The following is a 23006-nucleotide window of genomic DNA, read 5'->3' on the forward strand; positions in this document are numbered from 1 at the left end:
GACTCGAGCTTTCAGCCTATCAACGCTCAAAATGGGCACATGGCGCACCCATCGCCGCTTTGCTGCTATCAGTATAGGTGCAAACTACTACACTCCGTTTTTGCAAATGCAACGGGGTGTAGGGTCACACTGTACAGGAAGCAGGCCGCCGCAGTCTTGGGCCTCAGTTCAGCGCCATGCTCAGGCGACGGCGGTAGCTGCTGAGCAAGGCCGCCACTTCGTCCTCTTGCTTGCTGGCCTTGCCGGTCAGCGCAATACCACCGGCCGTGGTGCCGGGCACGGTCTCGGCGGCCTTGGGTTTGGGCGGGGTCAGCAGCTCCAGGATGGCCACAAACAGCTTGCGGGCAGCCTGGTCGTTCCAAGCCTTATCGCGCATGATGATCTCCAGCAGCTCGTCCATGCTGGCGGTCCACTGGCCTTCGGCCATCAGCGCCCGGGCCTTGGCAAAGCGGGTGTCGAAATCGCGCTTGTTGGCCGCAATCGCGGCATCGAACTGCTCCAGCGGCCAATCGCCCCGGTCGTCCTCATGCACAAAGCGGATCGCCTGGGCCCAGGCCTTGAGCGCCACAAAGCGCAGCGGCTGCTGGATGCGCTTGAGCGGCTCTTCGAGCAGGGATTCGGCCTCAGTAACGGCTCCGGTCTGAATCAGCAGTCGGGCGTAGTCAAAGCGGGCATCGTCATTGCTGGGGTCGGCCTCCAAGGCCTCTTTCAGCATCTGCAGCGCCGCTTGCACATCGCCGCTGTCCAGCAGCTGCTGGGCCTCGTCGGCACCGGCCTCTGCCGCCAGTGCAGCCTCCGAGGGCAGGTGCTTGTCCAGAAACTCGCGCAGCTTGCCTTCGGGCTGGGCGCCCATAAAGCCATCCACCGGCTTGCCGCCGATCATCAGCACGCAAGTGGGAATGGAGCGGATGCCAAACATGCCCGCCAGCTGCTGCTCCTGGTCGGAATCGATCTTGACCAGCTTGAAGCGACCGGCATAGTCGACTTCGAGCTTATCCAGCAAGGGGCCCAGGGTTTTACAGGGACCGCACCACGGTGCCCAAAAGTCCACCAGCACGGGCACCTGCATGGATGCCTGGATGACTTCGGCTTCAAAATTCTCAATGGTGACGTCGATCATGTCGCTAAAAATCCGTGTTGATCAGGCAGCTTCACTGCAAAAAGTAAAATGGCGGGTTCCACCCTGGCGCGGGGCCGGCATTCTTGCCTTAGACACCCGCCAACCCACACTATGACACCCATCCAAGTTGGCGTGGTCATGGGCTCCAGCAGCGACTGGGAGACCATGCAGCACGCAGTAGACATTCTCCAGCAATTCGGTATTGCCTTTGAGGCCCAGGTGGTCTCGGCCCACCGCATGCCTGACGACATGTTCCGCTATGCAGAGAGTGCCGTAGAACGCGGCCTCAAGGCCATCATCGCCGGTGCCGGCGGCGCCGCCCACCTGCCTGGGATGATAGCCGCTAAAACCACGGTGCCTGTGCTGGGCGTGCCGGTGGCCAGCCGCCATCTGCAGGGCGTTGATTCGCTGCATTCCATTGTGCAAATGCCCAAGGGCGTGCCGGTGGCCACCTTTGCCATCGGCCAGGCGGGCGCTGCCAATGCCGCCCTGTTTGCCGTGGCCATGCTGGCCAGCGAAGACCCGGCACTGCGTGCCCAGCTCGACGCCTTCCGCGCCGCGCAGACCGAAGCGGCCCGCAACATGACCTTGCCGGTGAACGCATGAGCGCCGGCCACCCTAACGAGCCAGCGAGCGCCCAGCCCATCTTGCCCGGCGCCACCTTGGGCGTTTTGGGCGGCGGCCAGCTTGGCCGCATGTTTGCCCACGCAGCCCAATCGATGGGTTACTTCACCGCCGTGCTGGACGCGGATGCCACCAGCCCAGCCGGCCTGGTCAGCCACCACCATGTGCGCAGCGGCTATGAAGACCCCCAAGGCCTGGCCGAACTGGCGCGCCTGTGCGCAGCAGTCACCACCGAATTCGAGAACGTGCCCGCCGCCGCGCTGAACCAGCTCGCGCAAAGCCTGCCGGTGTCGCCTGCCGGTTCTGCCGTGGCCATCGCCCAGGACCGCGCGGCTGAAAAAGCCCACTTTGTGAAATGTGGCGTGCCCTGCGCGCCCTATGCCGTCATCGAGACGGCCGAGCAGCTGGCCGCCGTGAACGACGCCCTGCTGCCCGGTATTTTGAAAACCTCGCGCATGGGCTATGACGGCAAGGGCCAGGTCCGTGTCAAAACCCGTGCGGAACTGGCCGCCGCCTGGGCCGAACTGGGCCAGGTCGCCTGCGTGCTGGAAAAAATGCTGCCGCTGGCGCATGAGTGCTCGGTCATCGTGGCCCGCAGCCGCCAGGGCACCATCGTGCACCTGCCGGTACAGCGCAACCTGCACCGCGACGGCATCCTGGCGGTGACCGAGGTCTATGCCGGCAACCTGCCTGCAGCCCAGGCCGAGCAGGCGATTGCCGCAGCCCAGTCAGTGGCCGAGGGCCTGGACTATGTCGGCGTGCTCTGCGTGGAGTTCTTTGTGCTCGACAGCGGCCAGCTGGTGGTCAACGAGATCGCCCCCCGCCCGCACAACAGCGGCCACTACAGCCAGAACGCGCTGGATGTGTCGCAGTTCGAACTGCAGGTGCGCTGCATGGCCAACCTGCCCTTGGTGCAGCCGCGCCAGCACAGCGCTGCCATCATGCTCAACCTGCTGGGCGATCTGTGGTTCACCAACAGCGCCAGCGCGCAGACGCCGGCCTGGGACCAGATCCTGGCGCTGCCCGGCTGCCACCTGCATCTGTACGGCAAGGTCGATGCCAAGCGCGGCCGCAAGATGGGCCACCTGAACATCACCGCCGCCACGCCTGAGCAGGTGCGCGCAACCGCCCTGCAGGCGGCCGCCATCCTGGGCATTGCCCCGTTCTAAGAGGATCGCCCGTGATACTGGATGGAAAGCTCGACACCTCGGTGCGCGCTGCGGCGCTGGCGCTGCAGGCGGGGCGGTTGGTCGGCCTGCCGACCGAGACGGTCTACGGCCTGGCCGCTGACAGCGACAACGATGCCGCCGTGGCGCAGATCTTCAGCGCCAAGGGCCGGCCCGCCGACCACCCGCTGATCGTGCATGTGGCCGATGCCGCCGGCGCGCAGCGCTATGCCAAGGCGGTGCCGGTGTTTGCCCAGCAGCTGATCGATGCTTTCTGGCCCGGGCCGCTCACCCTGATCCTGCCGCGCCGGCCCGGTGCGGCCGATGCCTCCACCGCAGGCCAGGACAGCGTAGGCCTGCGCTGCCCCTCGCACCCGGTGGCGCAAGCGGTGCTGCGGGCCTGCCAGCAGCTCAGCCCGCCGGTCTGGGGTGTCTCAGCGCCCAGCGCCAACAAGTTTGGGCGCGTCAGCCCCACTACGGCCGCGCATGTGGCCGCCGAGCTGGGCGATGACTTGCTGGTGCTCGATGGCGGCGCCTGCGATATCGGCATTGAATCAACCATTGTCGATTGCACGCGCGGCCTGCCCGTGCTGCTGCGCCCCGGCGCCATCACGCGCGACGATATCCAACGCGCCTGCGGCACCCGCCCCTTGTCGATGCAAGAGCTGACGGCAGACACGCCGCGCGCCTCGGGCACCTTGCTGGCGCACTATGCGCCCAGCGCCAAGCTGCGGCTGATGGATGCCAAGCAGCTGCAATCGGCGCTGGATGTGCTGGGCGCCGATGCGCGGCACATCGCCGTTTACCACCGCAGTCCGCTGCGCAGCAGCAGCACGCAGCTGCGCCTGCAGCGCATGCCCGATGCCCCGCTGGCCACCGCCCACGAGCTGTTTGGCCTGCTGCGCGATTTTGACGACTGGGGCGCCAAACTTATCTGGATCGAAACCCCGCCGGACAGCGCCGATTGGGAAGGCGTCAGTGACCGCTTGCAGCGCGCGGCGGCTGCGGGCTGACAGGCCCGGTTCCGCTTCGTTTACCACTCTTTACCTCATCGCTGTGGTGGCCAAGGTCAGCCTCGCTACACTACGCACTACTTATTGGAGAACTCTCATGGCAGCAAACTGGATGCGCCGTACCATGTTGACCGCCGTGGCTGCTGCCTCGGTGGCCATTTTGGCGGCCTGCGGATCGAGCTCAACCGCAAACTCAATTCGCCCCGATAGCATCATCACCTTTGGTGATGCAATGACCGACCTGGGCCAAAACGCCAATGGCCGCCCCTACTCGGTCAGCAACGGCAGCTACAACAACTGGACGCGCGAAATCGCCTACCGCTATGACCTGACGATCAAAGCGGCCAAGGAAGGCGGCACCGCCTATGCCTATGGCAATGCCCGCGTGTCCCAGGCCGATGCCACCGGCACGACCAATGCCCCCTCCATCACCGCCCAGATTGACAGCTACCTGGCTGCCAACCCCAGCTTCACCAGCAACCAGTTTGTGCTGATGAGCGGCGGCATGAGCGATGTCATCGCTGGCTACAACGAATTCGCCGCCGGCACCAAGACCCGCGACCAGTACCTGGCCGACATGACCACCGCTGGCCAGCAACTCGCTGCCCAGGTGCGCCGCCTCAACACGGCAGGCGCGCCCCGCATTCTGTCCGTAGGCACCCCCAACCTGGGCCGTACCCTGTGGGCCATCAGCCTGGACAAGGCGCAACCCAGCGCAGATCCCAAGCCCTCCAGCACCCTGGAAGCCGCCACCACGGCCTTCAACAATGGCCTGCTGAACGCCTTGTACGGCCTGTCGGGCACGGAAGTGCTGTACGCCGACGTGCAGTACTACTTCAACTCCATGACCGGCAACCCTGGCAGCTACAGCTTCACCAACTACACCGATCCGGCCTGCACCACCGCAGACGCGACCAATGGCCTGAACATCGGCGCCAACCAGATCAACTCCTCGCTGTGCACCGCCGACACCCTGGTCGATGCCTCCAAGGTGGACCAGTACCTGTTCTCGGACTTGGTGAACTACACGCCCCAAGCGCACCGCCGCTTTGGCGACTGGGTCTATGACCGCATGAAGGCGAATTGGTAAGCCATCGCCCGTTTAGCGAGCTACACAGCAAAAATGGACACCGAGGTGTCCATTTTTTTATGAGCTACTGAGAGCTCGAGTCGCGCATCTCAGACCCGCCGATCAGGCTTGCATGCTGCCAAACTTGCCACTGTTGAAGTCATTGACCGCCTGCACAATTTCCTGCTGGCTGTTCATGACAAAGGGGCCATAACCCACGATGGGCTCGTCAATCGGCTCGCCACTCATCAGCAGCAAGGCCACATCGCCATTGGCCTCCAGCGTGAGGCGGCGCCCTTCTTGTGCCATCACCACCAGCTGCGCCTCGCGGGCCACATCCTTGCCGTTGACCAGCACGGCGCCCTGCACCATCGCCAGCGCCGTGCTCCAGCCCTCGGGCAAATCCAGCTCCAGCGTCTCACCCGCAACCAGCCGCACATCCCAGACATGCATGGGCGTGAAGGTCTTGGCGGGGCCTTGCTGGCCCTGGTAGTCACCCGCAATCACACGCACCTGGCCGCCACCGGGCAAGGCCACCGCAGGGATCTGCGCCTGGCTGATGGCCTGGTAGCCAGCGGCTGCGCCCTTGTCCTTGGCGGGCAGGTTGACCCACAGCTGCAACATGCGCAGCTTGCCGCCTTGGGCCGTAAACGCAGGCGAGTGGAACTCCTCATGCAAGATACCGGCGCCCGCCGTCATCCATTGCACATCGCCGGGGCCAATCTCTCCCCCCTGGCCGGTGGAGTCACGGTGCGCCACTTCGCCGTCATAGACGATGGTCACCGTCTCAAAGCCCCGGTGGGGATGCTGGCCCACACCGCGTGGCGTGCTGGCTGGGGTAAATTCGGCCGGGCCGGCAAAGTCCAGCAACAAAAAGGGGCTCAGGACCTGGCCGTGGCTTTGGTAAGAAAACAGCGAACGCACGGGAAAGCCGTCGCCAACCCAGTGCTGGCGGGGTGCGTCTTGGACATGCAGAACGTTTTTCATCGGGATTTCCTGTCTGGCCTCCAATCTCGGTGTCGGAGGCTGTATTGATGATTGTGGTGCTGAAACACTGAAAGCGGTAGACGGCATAATCTGCCTTGATAGTTCTATTTCCTGAACGATAGCCCTGCCTCTCCAAGCCAGCCATGCAGCATTTCGATCTGAATGATTTGTTCTACTTTGTTCAAGTAGTGGACCACGGCGGCTTTGCGCCTGCCGGGCGCGCGCTGGGCATGCCCAAGTCCAAGCTCAGCCGGCGCATTGCCTTGCTGGAAGAGCGGCTGGGCGTGCGCCTCTTGCTGCGCTCAACCCGCAAATTCGCCGTCACCGAGCTGGGCCAGACCTACTACCAGCACTGCAAGGCCATGCTGGTCGAGGCCGAGGCCGCGCAACTGAGCATTGAGGCGGTGCAGTCACAGCCCCGGGGCGTTGTGCGGCTGAGCTGCCCCATCACCTTGCTCCATGAGCTGGTCGAGCGCATGTTGACCGACTTCATGGTCATGTACCCCGAAGTCACCATGCAGCTCGATGCCACCAACCGCGCCGTCGATGTGATTGGCGAAGGCTTTGACCTGGCGATCCGCGTGCGCACGATGCCGCTGCAAGACAGCGATCTGTCGGTACGCATGCTCTCGGTCCATGCCCAGCACCTGGTGGCCAGCCCCATCCTGACCTCCCGCCAGGGCATAGTGCGCAGCCCCGCCGATCTGTCGCACTGGCCCAGCCTCTGGCTGGGCTCGCCCGAGCAGCAGTTTGTCTGGAAGCTGGAACACGACAGCCTGCCCAACATCCAGGTGCCCCACGAGCCACGCCTGATCACCACCGACATGGTGGCGCTGCGCAGCGCGGCCATGGCCGGCCTGGGTGTGGTGCAGTTGCCGATGATCATGGTGCACGAGCAGCTGGAAAAAGGCACCTTGGTCAAGGTACTGCCCGAATGGGGCCCGCGCCAAGAGGCCGTGCATGCAGTATTTGCATCACGCCGGGGCATGCTGCCGGCAGTGCGGGCGCTGATTGACCATCTGGCAGCCGCCTTTGCGAAAGTGCCCGGCTGCTGAGGCGGCCGGGCACTTGGGTTGCGGTCAGAGGGGGGCGGAACAGGCGCGGGTTACAGCCCCAAGATCCGCGCTGCATTGCCATGCAGCAGCTTGGGCAGTACGGCCTCGTCAAAGCCGAGTGCCAAGAAGTCCTCAATGCTCTGGCCAATGGGGCGGAAGGGGTAGGACGAGCCAAACAGCAGCTGGTCGCCCAGGAACTGGTTGGCGGCCTGCACATAGGCCTGGTTGCCGGGCTGGAACACATACATGTCTGGCACCAGGTAGACATTGGCGTAGCGGAAGGCCAGGCCAATGGCCTCTTGCACGCGCGGCCAGTAGCCGTGGTAGACCACCAGCGGCAGATCAGGGAAGGCCTGGGCGACCTTGGCCAGGCGCGCCGGGTCGTTAAAGCTCGGGTCCGGCGTGGTCGGGCCGCTCATCAGGAACACCGGCACACCCAGCTCCCGCGCGCGCTCGTAAATGGGCCAGTACACGGGGTCATCAGGGTGGCGGGCGGGGTCGCCAAAGCCGGGCTCCAGGTCGATGCCGCGCAGGCCCAGTACCTTCACCGCACGCTCGATCTCATCGAGCGCTGCCTGCTCGCCCTGCAGCACCGGGTCGACCCCGGCAATGCCCAGCAACTCGCGGTGGCCCTGCACGATCTGGTGGATGGTGTCATTGGGCAGGTGCTGCGAGGGCGTATGCCGCCCCACGACGACCGCCTGGCTCAGGCCGGCATCGCGCACCGCCTTTAAAAAGCCGTCTTGGGTCAGCGATTCTTCAAAGTGCGTATCGCTGCCCCTCGTACCCACGCGCCGGTTCAACCAGCGGGCGGTGTCATGCTCGGGCGAGCCTGGGGTTGCGCCAAAAAAGTTGTGCAAAAACGCTGGCCGGCAGCGCATATCGATCACGGGCAGGCTCATGAAGCCGATTCCTTCCAGGGTTGAACACTACGAACATCAAACGCGCCGCCGGTCTGCGAGCGCGCGGTAGTCAAGCGCTTCTTGCCCAGCAGCGGGAACACCAATTCAGCAAAGCGGATCGACTCCTCCAGGTGCGGGTAGCCGGACAGCACAAAGGTATCGGCACCAATGTCCATGTACTCGCGCAAGCGCTCGGCCACCGTCGCCGCATCGCCCACCAGCGCGGTGCCGGCACCGCCGCGCACCAGGCCCACGCCAGCCCAGAGGTTGGGGGCCACCTCCAGCTTTTGGCGGTTGCCGCCATGCAGCGCCGCCATGCGCGCCTGGCCGACCGAGTCCATGCGCGCCTGGTTCTGCTGCGCCTTGGCAATGTCTTCGTCGGTCAGCTTGCTGATCAGGCGCTCGGCATCGGCCCAGGCCTCTTCGTTGGTCTCGCGCACGATCACATGCAGGCGCACGCCCAGGCGCAGCTGGCGGCCAGCGGCTGCGGCCCGCGCCCGGATATCGGCAAACTTGCGCGCCACCGCCTGGGGCGGCTCGCCCCAGGTCAGGTAGGCATCGACATGCTTGGCCGCCAGGTCATGCGCGGCATCCGAGGAGCCGCCAAAGTACAAAGGCGGATACGGCTTTTGCAGCGACTCGAAAAAATTCTTACCCTGTTTGACCTTGAAGTACTTGCCCTCGAAATCCACCGTCTCGCCGGACAGCAGACGCCGCCAAATGGTCAGAAACTCATCGGCATAGGCATAGCGCTCGTCGTGGGCCAAAAACACGCCGTCCGCTTCCAGCTCGGTGGCATCGCCCCCTGGCACCACATTGAGCAGCAGGCGCCCGGCGAGCGCCTGGTCCAAGGTGGCGGCCTGGCGCGCGCTGGGCACCGGCATGCCCAGCGAGGTGCGCAGCGCCACCAACAGCTTGATGCGGTGGGTGACAGGCGCCAGGCTGGATGCCACCACCCAGGGATCGAGGCAAGAGCTGCCGGTCGGGATCAGCAGGCCGTCATAGCCCAGGTTCTCGCTGGTGGTGGCAATGCTGCGCAGGTACTCGGGCGTGGGCTGTCGGCCAAAATCCGAGGCGCCCAGATAGCGGGTATCTCCGGAGGTGGGCAGGAACCAGAACAGCTCGGGCGTGGAGGAGGTAGAGGCCATGGCTGAGGGGGAGAGGTGCTGCAATGCAAAGGCGTGCAGCGAACGCCGCAGGGCGGGCCCGGCCGCTTGCAGGCCTGGCCAACCCCAAGGGCAGGTCACACAAGGGGCAGCACGGACCGCAGGCCCGCGCTGCGCGCTCAGGCGGCCTGGCGCTCCAGCGCGTGCAAGGCTGGTTGGCTGCTGCGCTGGTTGTGCGGCAAGCCCTGCAGCACCGGCACCGCCAGTTGCACGGCCAAGGCGATGTGCTTGTGCAGCGCCTCGCTCACCACCACGCCGCCCTGGATGTCTTCTGGCGTCGCATAGACGCCGATGGGCAAGGTCAAGGCCGAGAAAAAGCCGAACAGCGGGCGCAGCTGGTGGTCCAGCACCAGCGAGTGGCGCGGGCTGCCGCCGGTGGCGGCCAGCAGCACGGGCGTACCCTGCAGCGCATGCTGGTCCACCAGGTCAAACAGATGCTTGAGCAGGCCCGGCAGGCTGCCGCGGTACACGGGAGAGCCGACGATCAAAAAGTCCGCGCCCTCAATCGCCTCCAGCGCATCACGGGCGGGGGCGGGCAGCGCATCCTTGTACAGCACCGGGCCGATGTCGGCCACCAGATCGACCAGGTCGATATGGCGCACATCCAGGCGCAGCGGCTCGGCCGACTGGCCCAGGGCCTGGCCCAGTTGCAGGTGCAGGCTGTCGAGCAGGCTGCGGGTGCGCGAAGGCTTGCCCAGGCTGCCGTTGACGATGACGGTTTTCAAAACGCGGCTCATGTTCATTCCAATCGTTCACACGCCAGGGGCCAGGGCCCGGCCTATCCGGGTCGCTGCCTCCAGCGTCAAGACAACCATTACACCCACTGCGCTGCCGCAGGCCAAGGAATGAAATCTCATGTCCTTATTCGTTTTTTGCTGCGCGGCCCACCTGCCAGAAGTAGACCGGCTCGGCCCCGTTGAGCAGCATGTCGCCCACCGACTTGGCCTTGTAGATGACCGGGTTGTGCGAGGCCAGGGTGCGGGCATTGCGCCAGTGGCGGTCCAGCCGCAGGTCCTCAGCCAGCGCGCTCGACCCGCCCACATCAAACATGCGCGTGGCCGCCTGCAGCACCGCATCCACCACCGCCACCTGGGCCTGGGCGGCACGCAGCTCCAGCGCATCGAGCTGGGCCTTGTCCGCGCGCGCGTTGCCGGCCTCGGCGCTGCGCAAAATCGGGCCCAGCGCCTGGGCCACATCGCGCACCACCAGCTCGCTCATGTAAGCAGTACTGGCCAGCTGGCCCACGATGTGTTGCACCAGCGGGTCATCCTTGGGCAAGGCGGCAGCGCCATGGCTGAACACACGGCGGCGCGCCTGCACATAGGCCAGGGTGTCGCGGCTGAGCGCGCGGGCGATGCCCGCCAGGCTCGCCAGGTGGAACAGCTGCGCAAAGGCCACGATGGGCGAGGGCTCACCACTGCGAAACTGCAGCACCGCATGCTCTGGAACCAGCACATCGCGCAAAACGGTGGTGCCCGAGCCGGTCAAGCGCTGGCCAAAGCCGCGCCAGTCATCAAGCCGCTCCACCCCTTGGGCCTCACCCGCCACCAGCGCATGCGCGCTCTGCTCGGCCTGGCCGGGCACCACGGTGCGGGCCAGCACGCTGATCCAGTCGGCATACAGGCTGCCGGTGCTGTAGAACTTCTGGCCGTTGAGCCGCCACTGGCCAGGCGCTGCTCCGTCAGGCACCAAGGTGGTCTGCAGGCTGCCGACGGCCCCCTCGCCCACCTCGGTCGTGGCATTGCCAAAGGTGTCACCACGCGCCACCAAGGGCAGCCAGTGGCGCTGCGCCTCGGGCGTGCCCTGGTAAAGCACGCGATCCACAAACAAAAAATGCGGCCGCAGGATCTGGGTGAGGTTGGGGTCCGCCTCGGCCAGGTCCACCAGCAAGGCCACCAACTGCTCCAGCGATGCGCCACTGCCGCCCAAGGCCTTTGGCAAGCGCAGGGCGGTAAAGCCACTCTCGCGCAGCCATTGCAGCGGTGCATGGGCGAGGGTGCGGCGGTGCTCGCGCTCGGCAGCGCCCTCGGCAATACGCGCAAACACCGGCGCAAAGCGCTGCTGCAGCGCGGCCAGGCTCGGGGCGTTGGCATCGGCGGCCTCAGCAGCTTCGGGCACGGGGCGTGTCAGCGTGGCCTGGCTCATGGTGCGGCTTTCGCGGTGTTTTTCCAAGGCAGCGAGTAGAGCTTGGGGTCATCGGCAAACGAGGCACTGATTTGCTTGGCGACCGCGGGCGATGCCTGGTAGATCTGCACAAACTGCGCAATGCGCGGGTCTTGCTTGCGGTCGCTGCGGGCCACAAAGCGGATGGCGTAATACAGGTCATCGACAGTGGAGTACAGCAGCGCGCGGCTGGCCAGCTCGCGCTGGCCGGCGTTGACCAGGTGGGCCGGGTAGCCCTGGGCGAGGGCCACATCGTCAAGCGCCCGCACCAGCTGCGGGCCTTCCACCTCCAGCAGCTTGAGCTTGCGCGGGTTGCCCACCACATCGTTCACGCTGGCCTTGGCGCCCACGCCAGGGCGCAGCTGGATGAGCCCTGCCGTCTGCAGCAGCAGCAGGCCCCGGGCCTGGTTGACCGGGTCATTGGCCACCCCGACCGAAGCGCCCACCGGGATATCGGCCAGCGCTGCATGCTTTTTGGAATACAGGCCGATATTGGGCAGCAGGCCCAGGCCCACGCTCTCAATCTTGTAGCCCCGGTCGCGGATGGCATTGTCCAAAAACGCCTGGTGCTGGAAGTAGTTGATATCGATATCGCCCGCATCCAGCGCGGTGTTGGGCGTGGTCCAGTCGGTGAACTCGATCACCTGCACCTCCAGCCCGGCCTGGCGCGCCTCCTTGGCTGCCACCTGCACCGAGTCGGCGAGCGACCCGGGGGTGACCCCAATCTTCAACGGTGCAGCAGCAGCGGTGGCTACCACCAATGCGCCAGCGCCCAGCGCCAGCAGGTATTTTTTCAGCGCAAATGTCTTCATCATCTCTCCTCTTGGGGTTGGTGCGCTTACTTCAGCCAGGGCAGGCTGTAGAAGCGGCTTTCATTGGCGTACGACGTGTGGATCTGCTGGCGCACCGCCTGGGATTGCTGGTAGATATCGATGAACTTGCGCACCCGCGCGTCCTTGACGTTGTCGGCCCGGGTGACAAAGTGGATGGCCCAGAAGGCATCCGAGCCCACGCTGTAGTACAGCCCCTTGCGGGCGGTCTCCAGCTGGCCCGCCTGCAGCAGGCCGCCCAGGCTCACCACGGTGATGTCAGCGTCATCCAGCGCCCGCGCCAGCTGGGGGCCGGCCACCTCGATGAACTTGAGCTTCTTGGGGTTGCTGGCGATGTCGTCGATCTGTGCCAACTGGGGCGCATTGGCACGCAAGGTCAGCAGGCCCGCATCGCGCAAGGTAGCAATGGCCCGCGCCTGATTGGAGGTGTCATTGGCCAGCGCTACGCTGGCGCCACTGGGCAGGCTCTCCAGGCTTTTGTAGCGCTTGGAGAAGATGCCGATGTTGCCGCGCGAGCCGACGGCCACGGCGCGCAGATCCTGGCGGTTTTCGCGGTTGAAAGTGTCTAAAAATGCCTGGTGCTGGTAGTAGTTCAGATCCAGATCGCGGTTGACCAGCGCGGTATTGGGCAACGTCCAGTCGGTGAACTCGACAATCTGCACATCCAGGCCCTGGGCCTTGGCTTCGCGCGCGGCAATCTGGGCCGAATCGGCGAGCGAGCCGGGCGTGACACCGATGCGCAGTGGCTGGGCCTGGGCGGCACCCAGGGTGGCGAGCGACAGCAGCAGGGCTGTCAATGTGGGGAAAAACTTCATGGCTGCTTTCAAAAAAATCTCGGTGCTTATCGGCGCTGCTGCGCGCCGGGGTGGTTGGCGGGTAGGCCATCGCCACGGCCAAACAGCTTGTGGCGCAGGCTGCCCTCTTCGTAGCGCGTGCGGTAGCGGCCCCGGTTTTGCAGCTCGGGCACGGCCAGGCGGGCAAAGTCCTCCCAGGTCTCGGGCACGACGATGCGGGTGAGATTGAAGCCATCGATCTCGCCGACATCCAGCCAGCGCTCCAGCGCATCGGCCACCTGCTGCGGGTCGCCCACGATGGTGTTGTAGCGGCTGCCCAGGCTGAACTGTTCGAGCAGCTTGCGCCGCGTGGTCAGCCCTTGCTGCTGGGCGGCCTGCACGGCAGACTGGATGGCATTGCCCTGGCCGTAGACGATGGGCTCGTCCAGGTCGTACTGCGCAAAATCCACGCCGGTGCTGGCGGCAAAATGCGCCAGGCCCCCTTCGGCGCTGGCATAGGCCAGGTAGTCGGCGTATTTCTCCTCGGCCTCGGCCTGGGTGGGTGCCACCACCACGGCCGCGCCCACATAGATCTTGATGTCATCGGCCCTGCGCCCAGCGGCCACCGCCGCAGCACGCAGCTTGCGCGAGGCATCCCTGGCCGCCTCAGGCGTGCGCGCACCGATAAAGATGCCCTCCCCATGCTGGCCGGCAAACTGCAGCCCGCGCTGCGAGGTGCCGGCCTGGAACAGCAGCGGCGTGCGCTGCGGCGAGGGGGCGCTCATGTGGATGGCATTGGCGCGGTAGAACGGGCCATCGTGCACGACAGGGTGCACCTTGTCCGGCAGGGTGTGGATGCGGCGCGCCTTGTCGGCGATCACGGCGCCCTCCTCCCAGCTGCCTTCCCAGAACTTGTAGGCCAGGGCCAAAAAATCATCTGCCCGGTCATAGCGGCTGTCATGGTCGGCCAGGCCGTCCTGGCCCAGGCCGCGCGCGCCGCTGTCCACATAGCCGGTGACGATGTTCCAGCCAATGCGGCCATTGCTGAGCTGGTCCAAAGTGCTGACATCGCGGGCAAAGGTGTAGGGGTGGTGGGCGTTGACCGTCGCCGTCAGCCCAAAGCCCAGGTGCTCGGTCACCGCCGCCATGGCTGACACCAGCAGCCAGGGGTTGTTCACCGGCAGCTGGATGGCCTCGCGCAGGGTCAGGTCCACCCCGCGCTGGTAGACGTCGTAGTAGCCCACCACGTCGGCTATGAAGAGGCCGTCAAACAGGCCCTTCTCCAGCAGCTTGGCAATATCGGTCCAGTACTTGAGCGTGTGGTACTGGGTGGACTGGTCGCGCGGATGCGTCCACAGGCCGTGGTGGATATGGCCCACGCAGTTCATGTTGAACGCGTTGACATGCATGATTTTTTTGTCAGTCATAGCCGGTGTCGGTGAAGGCAGTCAGTGAGCGCAGTAGGTGGGGTGCGCGATCACCACGATGGGAGGACCACGCCATTGAAGGCCTGCTGGATATAGCTGCGCACCTCGTCAGTGCGGTAGGCGGCCACCAGCTGCGGCACCCAGGGGGCGTTGCGGTTTTTCTCCTGCACCGCAATCAGGCAGACATAGGGGCTGTCGCCACCCTCGACCAACAGCGAGTCCTTGGTCGGGTTGAGCCCCGCCTTGTAGGCGTAGTCGGCATTGATGGCGGCCAGGTCCACATCGTCCATCGCACGCACCAGCATCGGCGATTCCAGCTCTACAAAGCGCAGCTTGCGCGGGTTGTCTGTGATGTCTTGGGTCGAGGCAAACACGCCCTTGATCGGGTCGATGCCGGGCTTAAGTTTGATGAGCCCGCCCTTCTCCAACAGCAGCAGCACACGCCCACCATTGGCCGGGTCGTTGGGCAGCGCAATCTGCGCGCCCACCGGCACGTCTTCGAGCCGCTTGTAGCGCTTGGAGAACAGCGCAATCGGGCCCACCCAGGTACGGCCAAATCCCACCAGCTTGTAGCCACGTGCGCGGATCGCTGCCTGCAAAAACGGACCATGCTGGAAGCTGTTGGCATCCAGATCGCCCGCATCCAGTGCGGCATTGGGCATCACATAGTCGCTGAAGGACACGATCTCGATCTTGAGGCCATAGTCGCGCTCGGCCACCTTCTTGACGGCCTCAAACACCTGCTCATGCGGGCCCGAGGTGACCCCGACTTTCAGTACTTTGGTGGTTGCCGGTACGGCGGCCCGGGCCGTGCTGCGCCAGGCCCCCGTGGCCAGCGCGGCGCCTGCCGCCAGCGACGTGGACAGAAAACGCCGGCGTTGGCCCGGCAGCGGAGATGTAGGGTTCTGAGACATGGGATTTCCTGGGGAGCGATCAAGCCAAGGCCTGGGCGTGTTGAGTAGAGACAGATGGCGATGCCTGGGCACCACCGCCTTGGACGGACTGGCGAAACTGCTGCGCATGGTGGTGATCCGGCAGGCGATCCCCTTGGCCAAATAATTTGTGACGCATGCTGCCGGGCGCGTAAGCGCTCTTGTGCAGGCCCCGCGACTGCAGCTCGGGGACGACCAGGTCAATAAAGTCGCCAAAGCACTCGGGCACCACGGTGCGGGCGAGGTTGAAGCCATCAACACCCGCCTCGTCCACCCAGGACTGCATCTCGTCGGCGATCTGCTGGGCATCGCCGACGACGGTGGCATAGCGCCCGCCCAAGGCCAGCTCATCGAGCAAGTCGCCCAGGCGGTAGTCCTCGCGGCCATTGGCCAGGCGCTTGATCGAGTTCTCGATGCCATTGCTGCGGTGCTGCTGCAGCAGCGGCGTGTCGCGCTGGTAGGTGGAGAAATCAATGCCGGCGGTGGCAGACAAATGCGCCAGTGCGGCCTCGGGGCTGGCATAGCGGCAGTACTCCTGGTACTTTTCCTGGGCCTGGCGCGTGGTGGCGCCAACCACTGGGGTCATGCCCACCAGCACCCTGATGTCGCCCGGCTGGCGGCCGGCACGCACGGCCTCCGCCCGCAACTGGCGCACCAGCGCGGCGGTGGCGTCTTTGTCCTGGATCGCCATAAACACGCATTCGGCATGGCGCGCGGCAAACTGCAGGCCCCGGCCAGAGCTGCCCGCCTGCAGCAGCACGGGCGTGCGCTGCGGCGAGGGTTCGCTCAGGTGGTAGCCATCGACCTGAAAATGCGGGCCGCTGTGCTGCACACGCCGCACCTGCTGCGGGTCGGCATAGATGCGGCCTGCACGGTCGCGCCGCACGGCGCTGTCGCTCCAGCTGCCTTCCCAGAGCTGGTAGAGCACGTCCATGAACTCATCGGCGCGGTCATAGCGGGCATCGTGCGCCAGCTGTTGCCGCTGGCCCATGGCACGGGCGGCCGAGTCGAGGTAGCCGGTGACGATGTTCCAGCCAATGCGCCCCTGGGTCAGGTGGTCCAAGGTAGAAAAGCGCCGCGCCAGCAGATAGGGCTGCTCGTAGCTGAGATTGACCGTCACGCCAAAGCCCAGGTGCTCGGTCACCGCGGCCATCGCAGGCACCACCAGGGTCGGGTCATTGATCGGCAACTGCACCGACTCGCGCAGAGTCACATCAACGGACTGCTGGTAGGTGTCGTAGGCGCCAATGATGTCGGCGATAAAGAGGCCGTCAAACAGGCCGCGCTCCAGCTCCTTGGCCAAGCGGGTCCAGTAGTCCAGCCGTTGGTAGTGGCTCGATTGGTCGCGCGGATGCGTCCACAGCCCATGGTTGATATGGCCAACGCTGGCCATGTTGAAGGCATTGAGGATGATGGGCGCCCGCGCGCTGGTTGGGCTGGCCATCACAGCGCTCCGTGGCGCGGTGGCAGCACGCCGCTCAGCGCATAGTTGCCGATGGCATGGTATTTCCAGCGCACCGGGTCATGCAGGGTATGGGTGCGCACATTGCGCCAATAGCTGTCAAAGCCATGCTCGGCAAAGGTGGCCGAGGTACCACCCAGCTCCAGCAGCTTGTTGGCCGCCAGCAGGCCGGCAGAATGCGCCAGCGCACGCGCCTGCGCCACGGCTACCGAGGCGGCGGCCACCGTGTGGGCGGTGGGTTCTTGCTGCGCAGCATCGACCAAGCTGCCCGAGCGCCGCAGCAGCGCGCGCGCCGCATGCAGGCGCAGCTCCACATTGCCCAGCGCCTGCAGGGTCAAGGGGTCATCGCTCGCCTGCACCACGCCGGCATCCACCCAGGCGCGCGACTGGCTGCGCACAAAGGGCAAGGTGGCGCGCAGCGCGCCCTCGCCAATGCCCAGGTCGATGGCGGCGTGGATGATCTGCGCAAACGGGCCGATGGTGCTGGGGCTGTCAAAGCTCGATTGGAAAGGCACGATCCAGGCCTCATCAATGGCGACGTTCTCCAGCAGCACCGAGCCGCTGCCGGTGACCCGCTGGCCCATGCCGTCCCAGTCGTCAATCACCGTCACGCCCGGGGCCGTGCGCGGCACAAACACCATCACACTGACGGGCTCCTGGGCCTCGTCGATCACCTGCATGGTCTGCACCGGAATCCAGTGCGCAAAGATGGCGCCGGTGCAGTAGAACTTGCGGCCATTGAGCACCCAGCCCGACGCGCCCCGCTCCAACCGCGAACGGCGGCGGTAGTCGCGGTGGCCGATCTCGGACAGCGCATTGCCAAAGCGCTCGCCCGCCTGCACCCGCTCGTAGAAAAAGCGCTGCTGCGCTTCACTGCCGCCCACACGCAGCACCTCTAGCGCATAAAAATGGTTCTGCGGAATATGGCCCAGCGAGCCATCGGCTGCGGCCACGGTGGCGATCAGCTGCGCAACGGTCCAGGCGCTGGCCTGCAGGCCGCCATAGGCGCGCGGCACGGTAATGGCCCAGAGGCCGCTGTCGCTGTAGGCCTCGATTTCAGCCCAGGGCAGGCGGCGCTCGCGGTCGCGCAGCACCGCATCACCGGCCCAGGCATCGGCCAGCTGCTGGGCCTGTTGCAGTGCGGCCTGCTCGCTGGCAAACACGGGGGGGCGCTGGCGTGGTGCGGGGGCGGGGGCCACCGGGTTGGCAGCGGCGATCACAGGGGGAGAGGTAGTCATGGTGGTGGCTCATGGGCTTGGCAGCAGCATGGCGCTGGCCTGGCCCGTCAAAGTCGTTGTGCGGTGCGGCGGCTCAGTTCCACTGGTGGCGGCGCGGGGCGCGGCCATTGAGTAGGTAGTTGCCCAGCAGGTGGTATTTCCAGCGCACCGGGTCGTGCAAGGTGTGCACGCGGGCATTGCGCCAAAAGCGGTCCAGGTTGTAGCCGGCGCGGGCAGACGAGGTGCCACCCAGCTCCAGCAGGCGCTCGCTGGCGTTCAGCGCGGCCTCGGTGGTCAAAATCTTGGCGCGCGCCACGGCGACGGATGCCTGCGCGCTGCTCTCGTCGGTGACGGGTTGCGCAGCAAATGCATCGAGCTGCTGCGCAGCATCCAGCAGCACCTCGCGTGCTGCATCCAGCTCCACCTGCAGCTGGCCAAACTCCTGGATGATGTAGGGGTCCTGCCAGGCATGCTCCACGCCCGAATGCACCCAGGCGCGTGTCTTGTCCCTCACAAACTGGCGTGCCTCGTCAAACGCGCCCTGGGCAATGCCCATGTCGATGGCGGCTTGCAGAATCTGTGACACCGGGCCGGAGAGGGTCGGTCGGTCCTTGAGCGCATGCAGCGCAATCACATCGCGCGGCTCGACCTCGACATCGCTCAGCACCACACCGCCGCTGGCGGTGGTCTTCTGGCCAAAGGCGTTCCAGTTGTCGATGATCTGCACACCCGGCGCCGTGCGGCGCACCCAGACCTGCACGGGGCGCTGCGCCTCGTCCTCGGCGCGGAAGGGCACCCAATGGGCGAACAGCGAGCCGGTGGAGTAATAGCGCGTGCCATTCACCAGCAGGCGGCCATCGGCCGTCTGGCGCAGGTTGGCGGTGGCATCGCTCAGCTGGGCGGCGCGGCCCTTGCGCTCAGGCCCGGCATTGCCCAGCCGGTGGCCGCTCAGCACATCGGCAAACCAGCGGCTTTGCTGCGCGGGGCTGGCAGTATCACGCAGGTTCTGCACCAGCGCAAAGTGGTTCTGCGGAATCTGGCCCAGCGAGGCATCGGCCGCGCTGATGATGGCAAATACCTGCACAACGGTATGCCAGCTGGCCTGCAACCCGCCGTGGCTGCGCGGCACTGTTATGCCACCCAGGCCGCTGGCGGTGTAGCGCTCGATCTCGTCCCAGGGCAGCAGGCGTTCGCTGTCGCGCCGGGCTGCGCCACCGCGAAAGCTCTCGGCCACCGCTGTAGCGACCTGCAAGGCCTCGGTCTCGCTGCGGATCTGCGCGGGCTGGCTGGGCGGCAAAGGCAGGCGGGTGGGGGTATCAATGGGCAAGGCTTCGCCCTGGGCAACCGCTGAAGTCATTCGGTGCTTTCTGGATGGGTTCGGAGAGAGACAGGCCAGAGACACGCCCTGGCCTGCAGACCACGGCACTGCGCCGTGGTGGGCGGTTGTCAGAACGTTTTGTCGTTCAGCGGCTGCGCAGCCAATGCGCCACGCGGTCGCCGGCGGTCTGCACGATGGTGACCAGCGCAATCAGCACGGCAATCACGATCAGCATCACCTGCGTATCAAAGCGCTGGTAGCCGTAGCGGATGGCGAGGTCGCCCAGGCCGCCGGCCCCCACCGCGCCCGCCATGGCCGACGAGCTGATCAACGCCACCAAGGTGATGGTGAAGCCGCCGATGATGCCGGGCAAAGCCTCGGGCAGGTAGACATGGCGCACGATGTCCCACTTCTTGCAGCCGATGGCTTGCGCCGCCTCGATCAGGCCGGGATCGACCTCGCGCAAACTAACCTCGGCAATGCGCGCAAAGAAGGGCGTAGCGCTGATGGCCAGCGGCACAATCGCCGCCCAGACGCCAATCGTGGTGCCAGTCACCAGCCGGGTGAACGGAATCAACGCGACCAGCAGCACGATAAAAGGCGTGGCCCGGAAGCCGTTGACAACGCTGCCGACAATGCGGTTGGTGCGCGGAGATTCCAGAAAGCCACCGGGGGCCGTCACGATCAGCAGAATGGCCAGCGGGATGCCCGCCAGCAACGCAATACCGGCAGAGGTGGACACCATGGTGAAGGTGTCCAGCAGCGCCTTGCCGTAGCGGTCGATGGAGATAGTTAGCTCAAACGGCATAGCCCAGTACCCTGATTTCATGTGCGATGGTGGCGGGGCCTTGCGTCAGCGGGCCCCAGTCGTTGCGGGCCGCAGCACCATCGATAGCGATGATGAGCTGGCCCTGGGCATGGCCCTGGATGCGGTCCACACCGCCGTGCAGCAGGCGCACCTTGGCGCCCAGTGCTTGGGCAATGCGGGGAAAGTCCGGCTCCAGCCCGTCATGGCCGCTGTAGCCCAGCTGCAGCACCTGCTCAAAGGGGCCGACAGCGGGGGCCTGCGGCTGCAGGCGCTGCTGCAGGTCATCGGGCACGCCGTGGCGCAGCGGTGCCAGCAAGGCCTGGGTAGCCGCATGGCGCGGGTTGCCAAACACCTGCCAAACCTCGCCCAGCTCGGCGATCTCGCCCTTCTCCAGCACCAGCACCTGGTCGGCAATCTCGCGGATCACGCTCATCTCATGGGTGATCAGGATCACCGTGATGCCCAGGCGGCGGTTGATATCGCGCAGCAGCGCCAGGATGGCCTGCGTGGTTTCCGGGTCCAGCGCCGAGGTGGCCTCGTCGCACAGCAAAATCTCCGGCCGGGTGGCCAGCGCACGGGCAATGCCCACGCGCTGCTTTTGCCCGCCCGAGAGGCGGCTGGGGTAGGTCTTGTGCTTGTCCTGCAGACCCACCAGGTCCAGCAGTTCATTCACCCGCTGCTGGATCTGGGCCGCAGGCACACCCGCCACCTTGAGCGGCAGGGCCACGTTCTCAAACACCGTCTTGGCCGACAGCAGGTTGAAATGCTGAAAAATCATGCCCACGCGGCGGCGCAGCTGCACCAGGCCGGCTTCGTCCAAGGTGCCAATGTCGATGCCATCGACCAGCACCTGGCCGCTGCTGGGCGCCTCCAAGCGGTTGATGGTGCGCAGCAGGCTGGACTTGCCCGCACCGCTGCGCCCGATGATGCCAAAGATGCTGCCTGCGGCAATGTCCAGCGTAATGTTCTGCAGCGCAGGCACCTCACCGGCCGACGAGCGGTAGACCTTGCCCAGATCGCGGAACACCACGGTGCCCAGTGGCGCAACCGGGGCTTGGCCCTGGCTGCCTGCGGCGGCCGATGCGGGCACGCTCAGCCGCACACTGCGGCCTTCTGCCGCTGGCTCGGCCTCGGCGCGGAACTGCCTGCGCAATACGTTGGATACGGCGGAAAGGGCCATGTGCTTCTCCTGGTGTCCTTGCCCTTACCAGGGCAAGGTGTAGAGCTTGGGGTCGTTGTTGAACTGCTGGCTGATCGCCTGCTTGACTGCCGCAGAGTTCTGGAACACCTGGACAAACTTGCGCAGCTTGGGGTCGTCGGCACGGCTGGCCTGCGAGACAAAGCCCATCGCATAAAAACGATCCGCAATGCCCGAATAGGCCAGGGCCTTGCTGGCTTGCTCCTTCTTGCCGGCGCTGACAAAGTAGCTTGGCCAGAGCACGGCCAGGTCCACATCGGGCAGCGAGCGGATCAGCTGCGGGCCTTCGACTTCGTAAAAACGCAGCTGCTTGGGGTTGTCGGTAATGTCGGCCACCGTGGCGCCCGGCGCATCACCGGTGCGCAGGCGGATCAGGCCCGCCTTTTGCAGCAAGGCCAAGCCCCGACCCTGGTTAACCGGGTCATTCGCAATCGCCACCTTGGCCTTGGCCGGCACATCGGCCAGCGACTTATGGCGCTCGGAATAGATACCGATGTTCTGCAGCAGGCCCAGACCCACAAACTTGAGCTGGTAGCCGCGCTCCTTGATGACATTGTTCAAAAAGGCCTGGTGCTGGAAGAAGTTCAGGTCCACATCGCCGTTGTTGACAGCCTCGTTGGGCACCGTCCAGTCGGTGAACTCGACCAGCTCCACATCCAACCCCTGGCTCTTGGCATCGGCCACCACGGCTTTGATGGCGTCCGCCGTAGCCCCTGGCGTGGAGGCAATGCGGATCTTGTCCGCTGCCTGCGCCAGCTGCCACCCTCCCAGCATGGCCGCCGCTGCAATGGCTGCCACCACACGTCTGTTGATCTTGTTCGTCATATTCTTCTCGCTTGCTTTTTTGTTGGATAAGGGGTCGGTAGCCGGCCGCGCTTACTTCTTCAGCCAGGCCAGCGTGTAGAGCCGGTCGTCGTTGCTGAAAGACTTCTTGCTGACCGTGCGCACGGTCTCGGAGTTCTGGTAGATGCGGATGAACTTCTGCACGACGGGGTCGTTGACCCGGTCCTTCTTCACCACAAACTGGATCGCAAACTGCTGGTCCTCGATGCCCGAGTACGCCAGGCCGCTCGATGGATCAAAGGCCTTGGCCGCGACGATAAAGTGCGGGTAGCCCTGGGCGATATCGACATCACCGGTGATGCGCACCAGCTGCGGCCCTTCCACTTCGACAAAGCGCAGCGACTTGGGGTTGGTCGCAATGTCATTGATGGAGCCCAGGTAGCCCACGCCCGGCTTGAGCGTGATCAGCCCCACCTTTTGCAGCAGCAACAGGCCCCGGCCCTGGTTGACCGGATCGCTGGCAATGCCCACCTTGCCGTTGTTGGGCACATCGGCCACGTTCTTGTGCTTGAGCGAATACAGGCCCACATTGGCCAGAATGCCGGTGCCCGCACTGGCCAGCGCATAGCCGTTTTTCTTGACCGCGTTGTCGAGGAAAGGCTGGTGCTGGAAGTAATTGATATCGATATCGCCGTTGTTGACCGCAACATTCGGCGTGGTCCAGTCGGTGAACTCGATCACCTCCACGTCAATACCCTGGGCCTTGGCATCCTTGGCCGCTGCATTGATGGAATCGGCATAGGCACCGGGCACAACAGCGATCTTGAGCTTGTCTGCCGCCACAGCCGGCAGCACGGCCACAGCAATGGCAGCGGAGATCAGCACACGCTTGAAACTCTGAAACATGGGACGTCTTTCTGGAGGTAAAGACTGCGCCATCACATGGCGGCAGCAGCAACGAAGCCTCCATTGGAGCTTTCAGGCTGGCTTTGC

22 protein-coding genes are annotated in these 23006 nt (G+C 65.3%); 5 read left to right on the forward strand and 17 right to left on the reverse strand.

Translation table 11 applies throughout. The features are described from left to right. Nucleotides 1-163: 163 nt before the first annotated feature. Entirely contained in the window at nucleotides 164-1120 is a 957-nt protein-coding gene (trxA, locus tag M2375_RS20365; RefSeq protein ID WP_259170014.1) for a thioredoxin, read from the reverse strand. Nucleotides 1121-1231: 111 nt separating this feature from the next. On the opposite strand from trxA, the gene purE reads away from it, so the two are divergent. The 4 genes from purE to M2375_RS20385 all read left to right on the forward strand — a co-directional run bounded on the left by purE (nucleotide 1232) and on the right by M2375_RS20385 (nucleotide 5013). Then, on the forward strand, nucleotides 1232-1726 hold the full coding sequence (gene purE, locus M2375_RS20370; RefSeq protein ID WP_259170018.1) for a 5-(carboxyamino)imidazole ribonucleotide mutase: 495 nt from the start codon (nucleotides 1232-1234) through the stop codon (nucleotides 1724-1726). Then, a complete protein-coding gene (locus tag M2375_RS20375; protein ID WP_259170021.1) occupies nucleotides 1723-2913 on the forward strand; it encodes a 5-(carboxyamino)imidazole ribonucleotide synthase in 1191 nt (396 codons plus the stop codon). The genes purE and M2375_RS20375 overlap by 4 nt, the downstream gene beginning before the upstream one ends. Before the next feature lie 11 nt (nucleotides 2914-2924). Next, a complete protein-coding gene (locus tag M2375_RS20380) occupies nucleotides 2925-3923 on the forward strand; it encodes an L-threonylcarbamoyladenylate synthase (protein ID WP_259170027.1) in 999 nt (332 codons plus the stop codon). Between the two features lie 97 nt (nucleotides 3924-4020). After that, complete coding sequence (locus M2375_RS20385; protein WP_259170028.1) at nucleotides 4021-5013, forward strand: SGNH/GDSL hydrolase family protein; 993 nt, start codon at nucleotides 4021-4023, stop codon at nucleotides 5011-5013. Nucleotides 5014-5115: 102 nt separating this feature from the next. Here M2375_RS20385 and M2375_RS20390 read toward each other — a convergent pair whose 3' ends face one another. Then, nucleotides 5116-5979, reverse strand: a complete 864-nt coding sequence (locus M2375_RS20390; protein WP_259170029.1) for a pirin family protein — start codon at nucleotides 5977-5979, stop codon at nucleotides 5116-5118. Nucleotides 5980-6122: 143 nt separating this feature from the next. Here M2375_RS20390 and M2375_RS20395 point away from each other — a divergent pair, with 143 nt between their 5' ends. Further along, the gene (locus tag M2375_RS20395) at nucleotides 6123-7034 is read left to right on the forward strand and encodes a LysR family transcriptional regulator (RefSeq protein ID WP_259170031.1); all 912 of its coding nucleotides are present in this window, start codon (nucleotides 6123-6125) and stop codon (nucleotides 7032-7034) included. Nucleotides 7035-7084: 50 nt separating this feature from the next. Here M2375_RS20395 and M2375_RS20400 read toward each other — a convergent pair whose 3' ends face one another. The 15 genes from M2375_RS20400 to M2375_RS20470 all read right to left on the reverse strand — a co-directional run bounded on the left by M2375_RS20400 (nucleotide 7085) and on the right by M2375_RS20470 (nucleotide 22919). Continuing rightward, the gene (locus M2375_RS20400) at nucleotides 7085-7936 is read right to left on the reverse strand and encodes an amidohydrolase family protein (protein ID WP_259170032.1); all 852 of its coding nucleotides are present in this window, start codon (nucleotides 7934-7936) and stop codon (nucleotides 7085-7087) included. Next, a complete protein-coding gene (gene ssuD, locus M2375_RS20405) occupies nucleotides 7933-9084 on the reverse strand; it encodes an FMNH2-dependent alkanesulfonate monooxygenase (RefSeq protein ID WP_259170034.1) in 1152 nt (383 codons plus the stop codon). Before ssuD ends, M2375_RS20400 begins: the two co-directional genes overlap by 4 nt. Nucleotides 9085-9221: 137 nt before the next feature. Further along, complete coding sequence (locus M2375_RS20410; RefSeq protein ID WP_259170037.1) at nucleotides 9222-9839, reverse strand: NAD(P)H-dependent oxidoreductase; 618 nt, start codon at nucleotides 9837-9839, stop codon at nucleotides 9222-9224. A 124-nt stretch (nucleotides 9840-9963) separates the two neighbouring features. Next, nucleotides 9964-11247 carry an acyl-CoA dehydrogenase family protein gene (locus M2375_RS20415; RefSeq protein ID WP_259170040.1) on the reverse strand — a complete coding sequence of 428 codons (1284 nt, stop codon included), beginning with the start codon at nucleotides 11245-11247 and terminating at the stop codon, nucleotides 9964-9966. Continuing rightward, nucleotides 11244-12077, reverse strand: coding sequence for a MetQ/NlpA family ABC transporter substrate-binding protein (locus tag M2375_RS20420; protein ID WP_259170041.1), 834 nt, complete (start codon nucleotides 12075-12077; stop codon nucleotides 11244-11246). Before M2375_RS20420 ends, M2375_RS20415 begins: the two co-directional genes overlap by 4 nt. Nucleotides 12078-12103: 26 nt before the next feature. Next, on the reverse strand, nucleotides 12104-12910 hold the full coding sequence (locus tag M2375_RS20425; protein WP_259170043.1) for a MetQ/NlpA family ABC transporter substrate-binding protein: 807 nt from the start codon (nucleotides 12908-12910) through the stop codon (nucleotides 12104-12106). A gap of 26 nt (nucleotides 12911-12936) precedes the next feature. After that, nucleotides 12937-14295, reverse strand: a complete 1359-nt coding sequence (locus M2375_RS20430; protein ID WP_259170046.1) for an LLM class flavin-dependent oxidoreductase — start codon at nucleotides 14293-14295, stop codon at nucleotides 12937-12939. Nucleotides 14296-14345: 50 nt separating this feature from the next. Continuing rightward, nucleotides 14346-15209: a MetQ/NlpA family ABC transporter substrate-binding protein gene (locus M2375_RS20435; protein ID WP_259170047.1), complete on the reverse strand. Its 864-nt coding sequence runs from the start codon at nucleotides 15207-15209 to the stop codon at nucleotides 14346-14348. A gap of 19 nt (nucleotides 15210-15228) precedes the next feature. Further along, nucleotides 15229-16671, reverse strand: coding sequence for an LLM class flavin-dependent oxidoreductase (locus tag M2375_RS20440; protein ID WP_259170048.1), 1443 nt, complete (start codon nucleotides 16669-16671; stop codon nucleotides 15229-15231). Then, on the reverse strand, nucleotides 16671-17927 hold the full coding sequence (locus M2375_RS20445) for an SfnB family sulfur acquisition oxidoreductase (protein WP_259170049.1): 1257 nt from the start codon (nucleotides 17925-17927) through the stop codon (nucleotides 16671-16673). The genes M2375_RS20440 and M2375_RS20445 overlap by 1 nt, the downstream gene beginning before the upstream one ends. 73 nt (nucleotides 17928-18000) lie before the next feature. After that, nucleotides 18001-19263: an SfnB family sulfur acquisition oxidoreductase gene (locus M2375_RS20450; RefSeq protein WP_259170050.1), complete on the reverse strand. Its 1263-nt coding sequence runs from the start codon at nucleotides 19261-19263 to the stop codon at nucleotides 18001-18003. Nucleotides 19264-19369: 106 nt separating this feature from the next. Beyond that, nucleotides 19370-20032, reverse strand: coding sequence for a methionine ABC transporter permease (locus M2375_RS20455; protein WP_259170051.1), 663 nt, complete (start codon nucleotides 20030-20032; stop codon nucleotides 19370-19372). Continuing rightward, on the reverse strand, nucleotides 20022-21212 hold the full coding sequence (locus M2375_RS20460; RefSeq protein WP_259170053.1) for a methionine ABC transporter ATP-binding protein: 1191 nt from the start codon (nucleotides 21210-21212) through the stop codon (nucleotides 20022-20024). The genes M2375_RS20455 and M2375_RS20460 overlap by 11 nt, the downstream gene beginning before the upstream one ends. 24 nt (nucleotides 21213-21236) lie before the next feature. After that, nucleotides 21237-22055: a MetQ/NlpA family ABC transporter substrate-binding protein gene (locus M2375_RS20465; RefSeq protein ID WP_259170055.1), complete on the reverse strand. Its 819-nt coding sequence runs from the start codon at nucleotides 22053-22055 to the stop codon at nucleotides 21237-21239. Between the two features lie 51 nt (nucleotides 22056-22106). Beyond that, complete coding sequence (locus tag M2375_RS20470; protein ID WP_259170056.1) at nucleotides 22107-22919, reverse strand: MetQ/NlpA family ABC transporter substrate-binding protein; 813 nt, start codon at nucleotides 22917-22919, stop codon at nucleotides 22107-22109. Nucleotides 22920-23006: the final 87 nt, after the last annotated feature.

It is taken from the genome of Comamonas sp. BIGb0152, assembly GCF_024809975.1.
GTDB lineage: Bacteria > Pseudomonadota > Gammaproteobacteria > Burkholderiales > Burkholderiaceae_C > Comamonas.

Bases quoted from the DNA above. Each gene is read 5' to 3' on its own strand.
- trxA (WP_259170014.1), bottom strand. From the start codon at position 1,120: ATGATCGACGTCACCATTGAGAATTTTGAAGCCGAAGTCATCCAGGCA.
- purE (WP_259170018.1), top strand. From the start codon at position 1,232: ATGACACCCATCCAAGTTGGCGTGGTCATGGGCTCCAGCAGCGACTGG.
- M2375_RS20375 (WP_259170021.1), top strand. From the start codon at position 1,723: ATGAGCGCCGGCCACCCTAACGAGCCAGCGAGCGCCCAGCCCATCTTG.
- M2375_RS20385 (WP_259170028.1), top strand. From the start codon at position 4,021: ATGGCAGCAAACTGGATGCGCCGTACCATGTTGACCGCCGTGGCTGCT.
- M2375_RS20390 (WP_259170029.1), bottom strand. From the start codon at position 5,979: ATGAAAAACGTTCTGCATGTCCAAGACGCACCCCGCCAGCACTGGGTT.
- M2375_RS20395 (WP_259170031.1), top strand. From the start codon at position 6,123: ATGCAGCATTTCGATCTGAATGATTTGTTCTACTTTGTTCAAGTAGTG.
- M2375_RS20400 (WP_259170032.1), bottom strand. From the start codon at position 7,936: ATGAGCCTGCCCGTGATCGATATGCGCTGCCGGCCAGCGTTTTTGCAC.
- ssuD (WP_259170034.1), bottom strand. From the start codon at position 9,084: ATGGCCTCTACCTCCTCCACGCCCGAGCTGTTCTGGTTCCTGCCCACC.
- M2375_RS20410 (WP_259170037.1), bottom strand. From the start codon at position 9,839: ATGAGCCGCGTTTTGAAAACCGTCATCGTCAACGGCAGCCTGGGCAAG.
- M2375_RS20415 (WP_259170040.1), bottom strand. From the start codon at position 11,247: ATGAGCCAGGCCACGCTGACACGCCCCGTGCCCGAAGCTGCTGAGGCC.
- M2375_RS20420 (WP_259170041.1), bottom strand. From the start codon at position 12,077: ATGAAGACATTTGCGCTGAAAAAATACCTGCTGGCGCTGGGCGCTGGC.
- M2375_RS20425 (WP_259170043.1), bottom strand. From the start codon at position 12,910: ATGAAGTTTTTCCCCACATTGACAGCCCTGCTGCTGTCGCTCGCCACC.
- M2375_RS20430 (WP_259170046.1), bottom strand. From the start codon at position 14,295: ATGACTGACAAAAAAATCATGCATGTCAACGCGTTCAACATGAACTGC.
- M2375_RS20435 (WP_259170047.1), bottom strand. From the start codon at position 15,209: ATGTCTCAGAACCCTACATCTCCGCTGCCGGGCCAACGCCGGCGTTTT.
- M2375_RS20440 (WP_259170048.1), bottom strand. From the start codon at position 16,671: ATGGCCAGCCCAACCAGCGCGCGGGCGCCCATCATCCTCAATGCCTTC.
- M2375_RS20445 (WP_259170049.1), bottom strand. From the start codon at position 17,927: ATGACTACCTCTCCCCCTGTGATCGCCGCTGCCAACCCGGTGGCCCCC.
- M2375_RS20450 (WP_259170050.1), bottom strand. From the start codon at position 19,263: ATGACTTCAGCGGTTGCCCAGGGCGAAGCCTTGCCCATTGATACCCCC.
- M2375_RS20455 (WP_259170051.1), bottom strand. From the start codon at position 20,032: ATGCCGTTTGAGCTAACTATCTCCATCGACCGCTACGGCAAGGCGCTG.
- M2375_RS20460 (WP_259170053.1), bottom strand. From the start codon at position 21,212: ATGGCCCTTTCCGCCGTATCCAACGTATTGCGCAGGCAGTTCCGCGCC.
- M2375_RS20465 (WP_259170055.1), bottom strand. From the start codon at position 22,055: ATGACGAACAAGATCAACAGACGTGTGGTGGCAGCCATTGCAGCGGCG.
- M2375_RS20470 (WP_259170056.1), bottom strand. From the start codon at position 22,919: ATGTTTCAGAGTTTCAAGCGTGTGCTGATCTCCGCTGCCATTGCTGTG.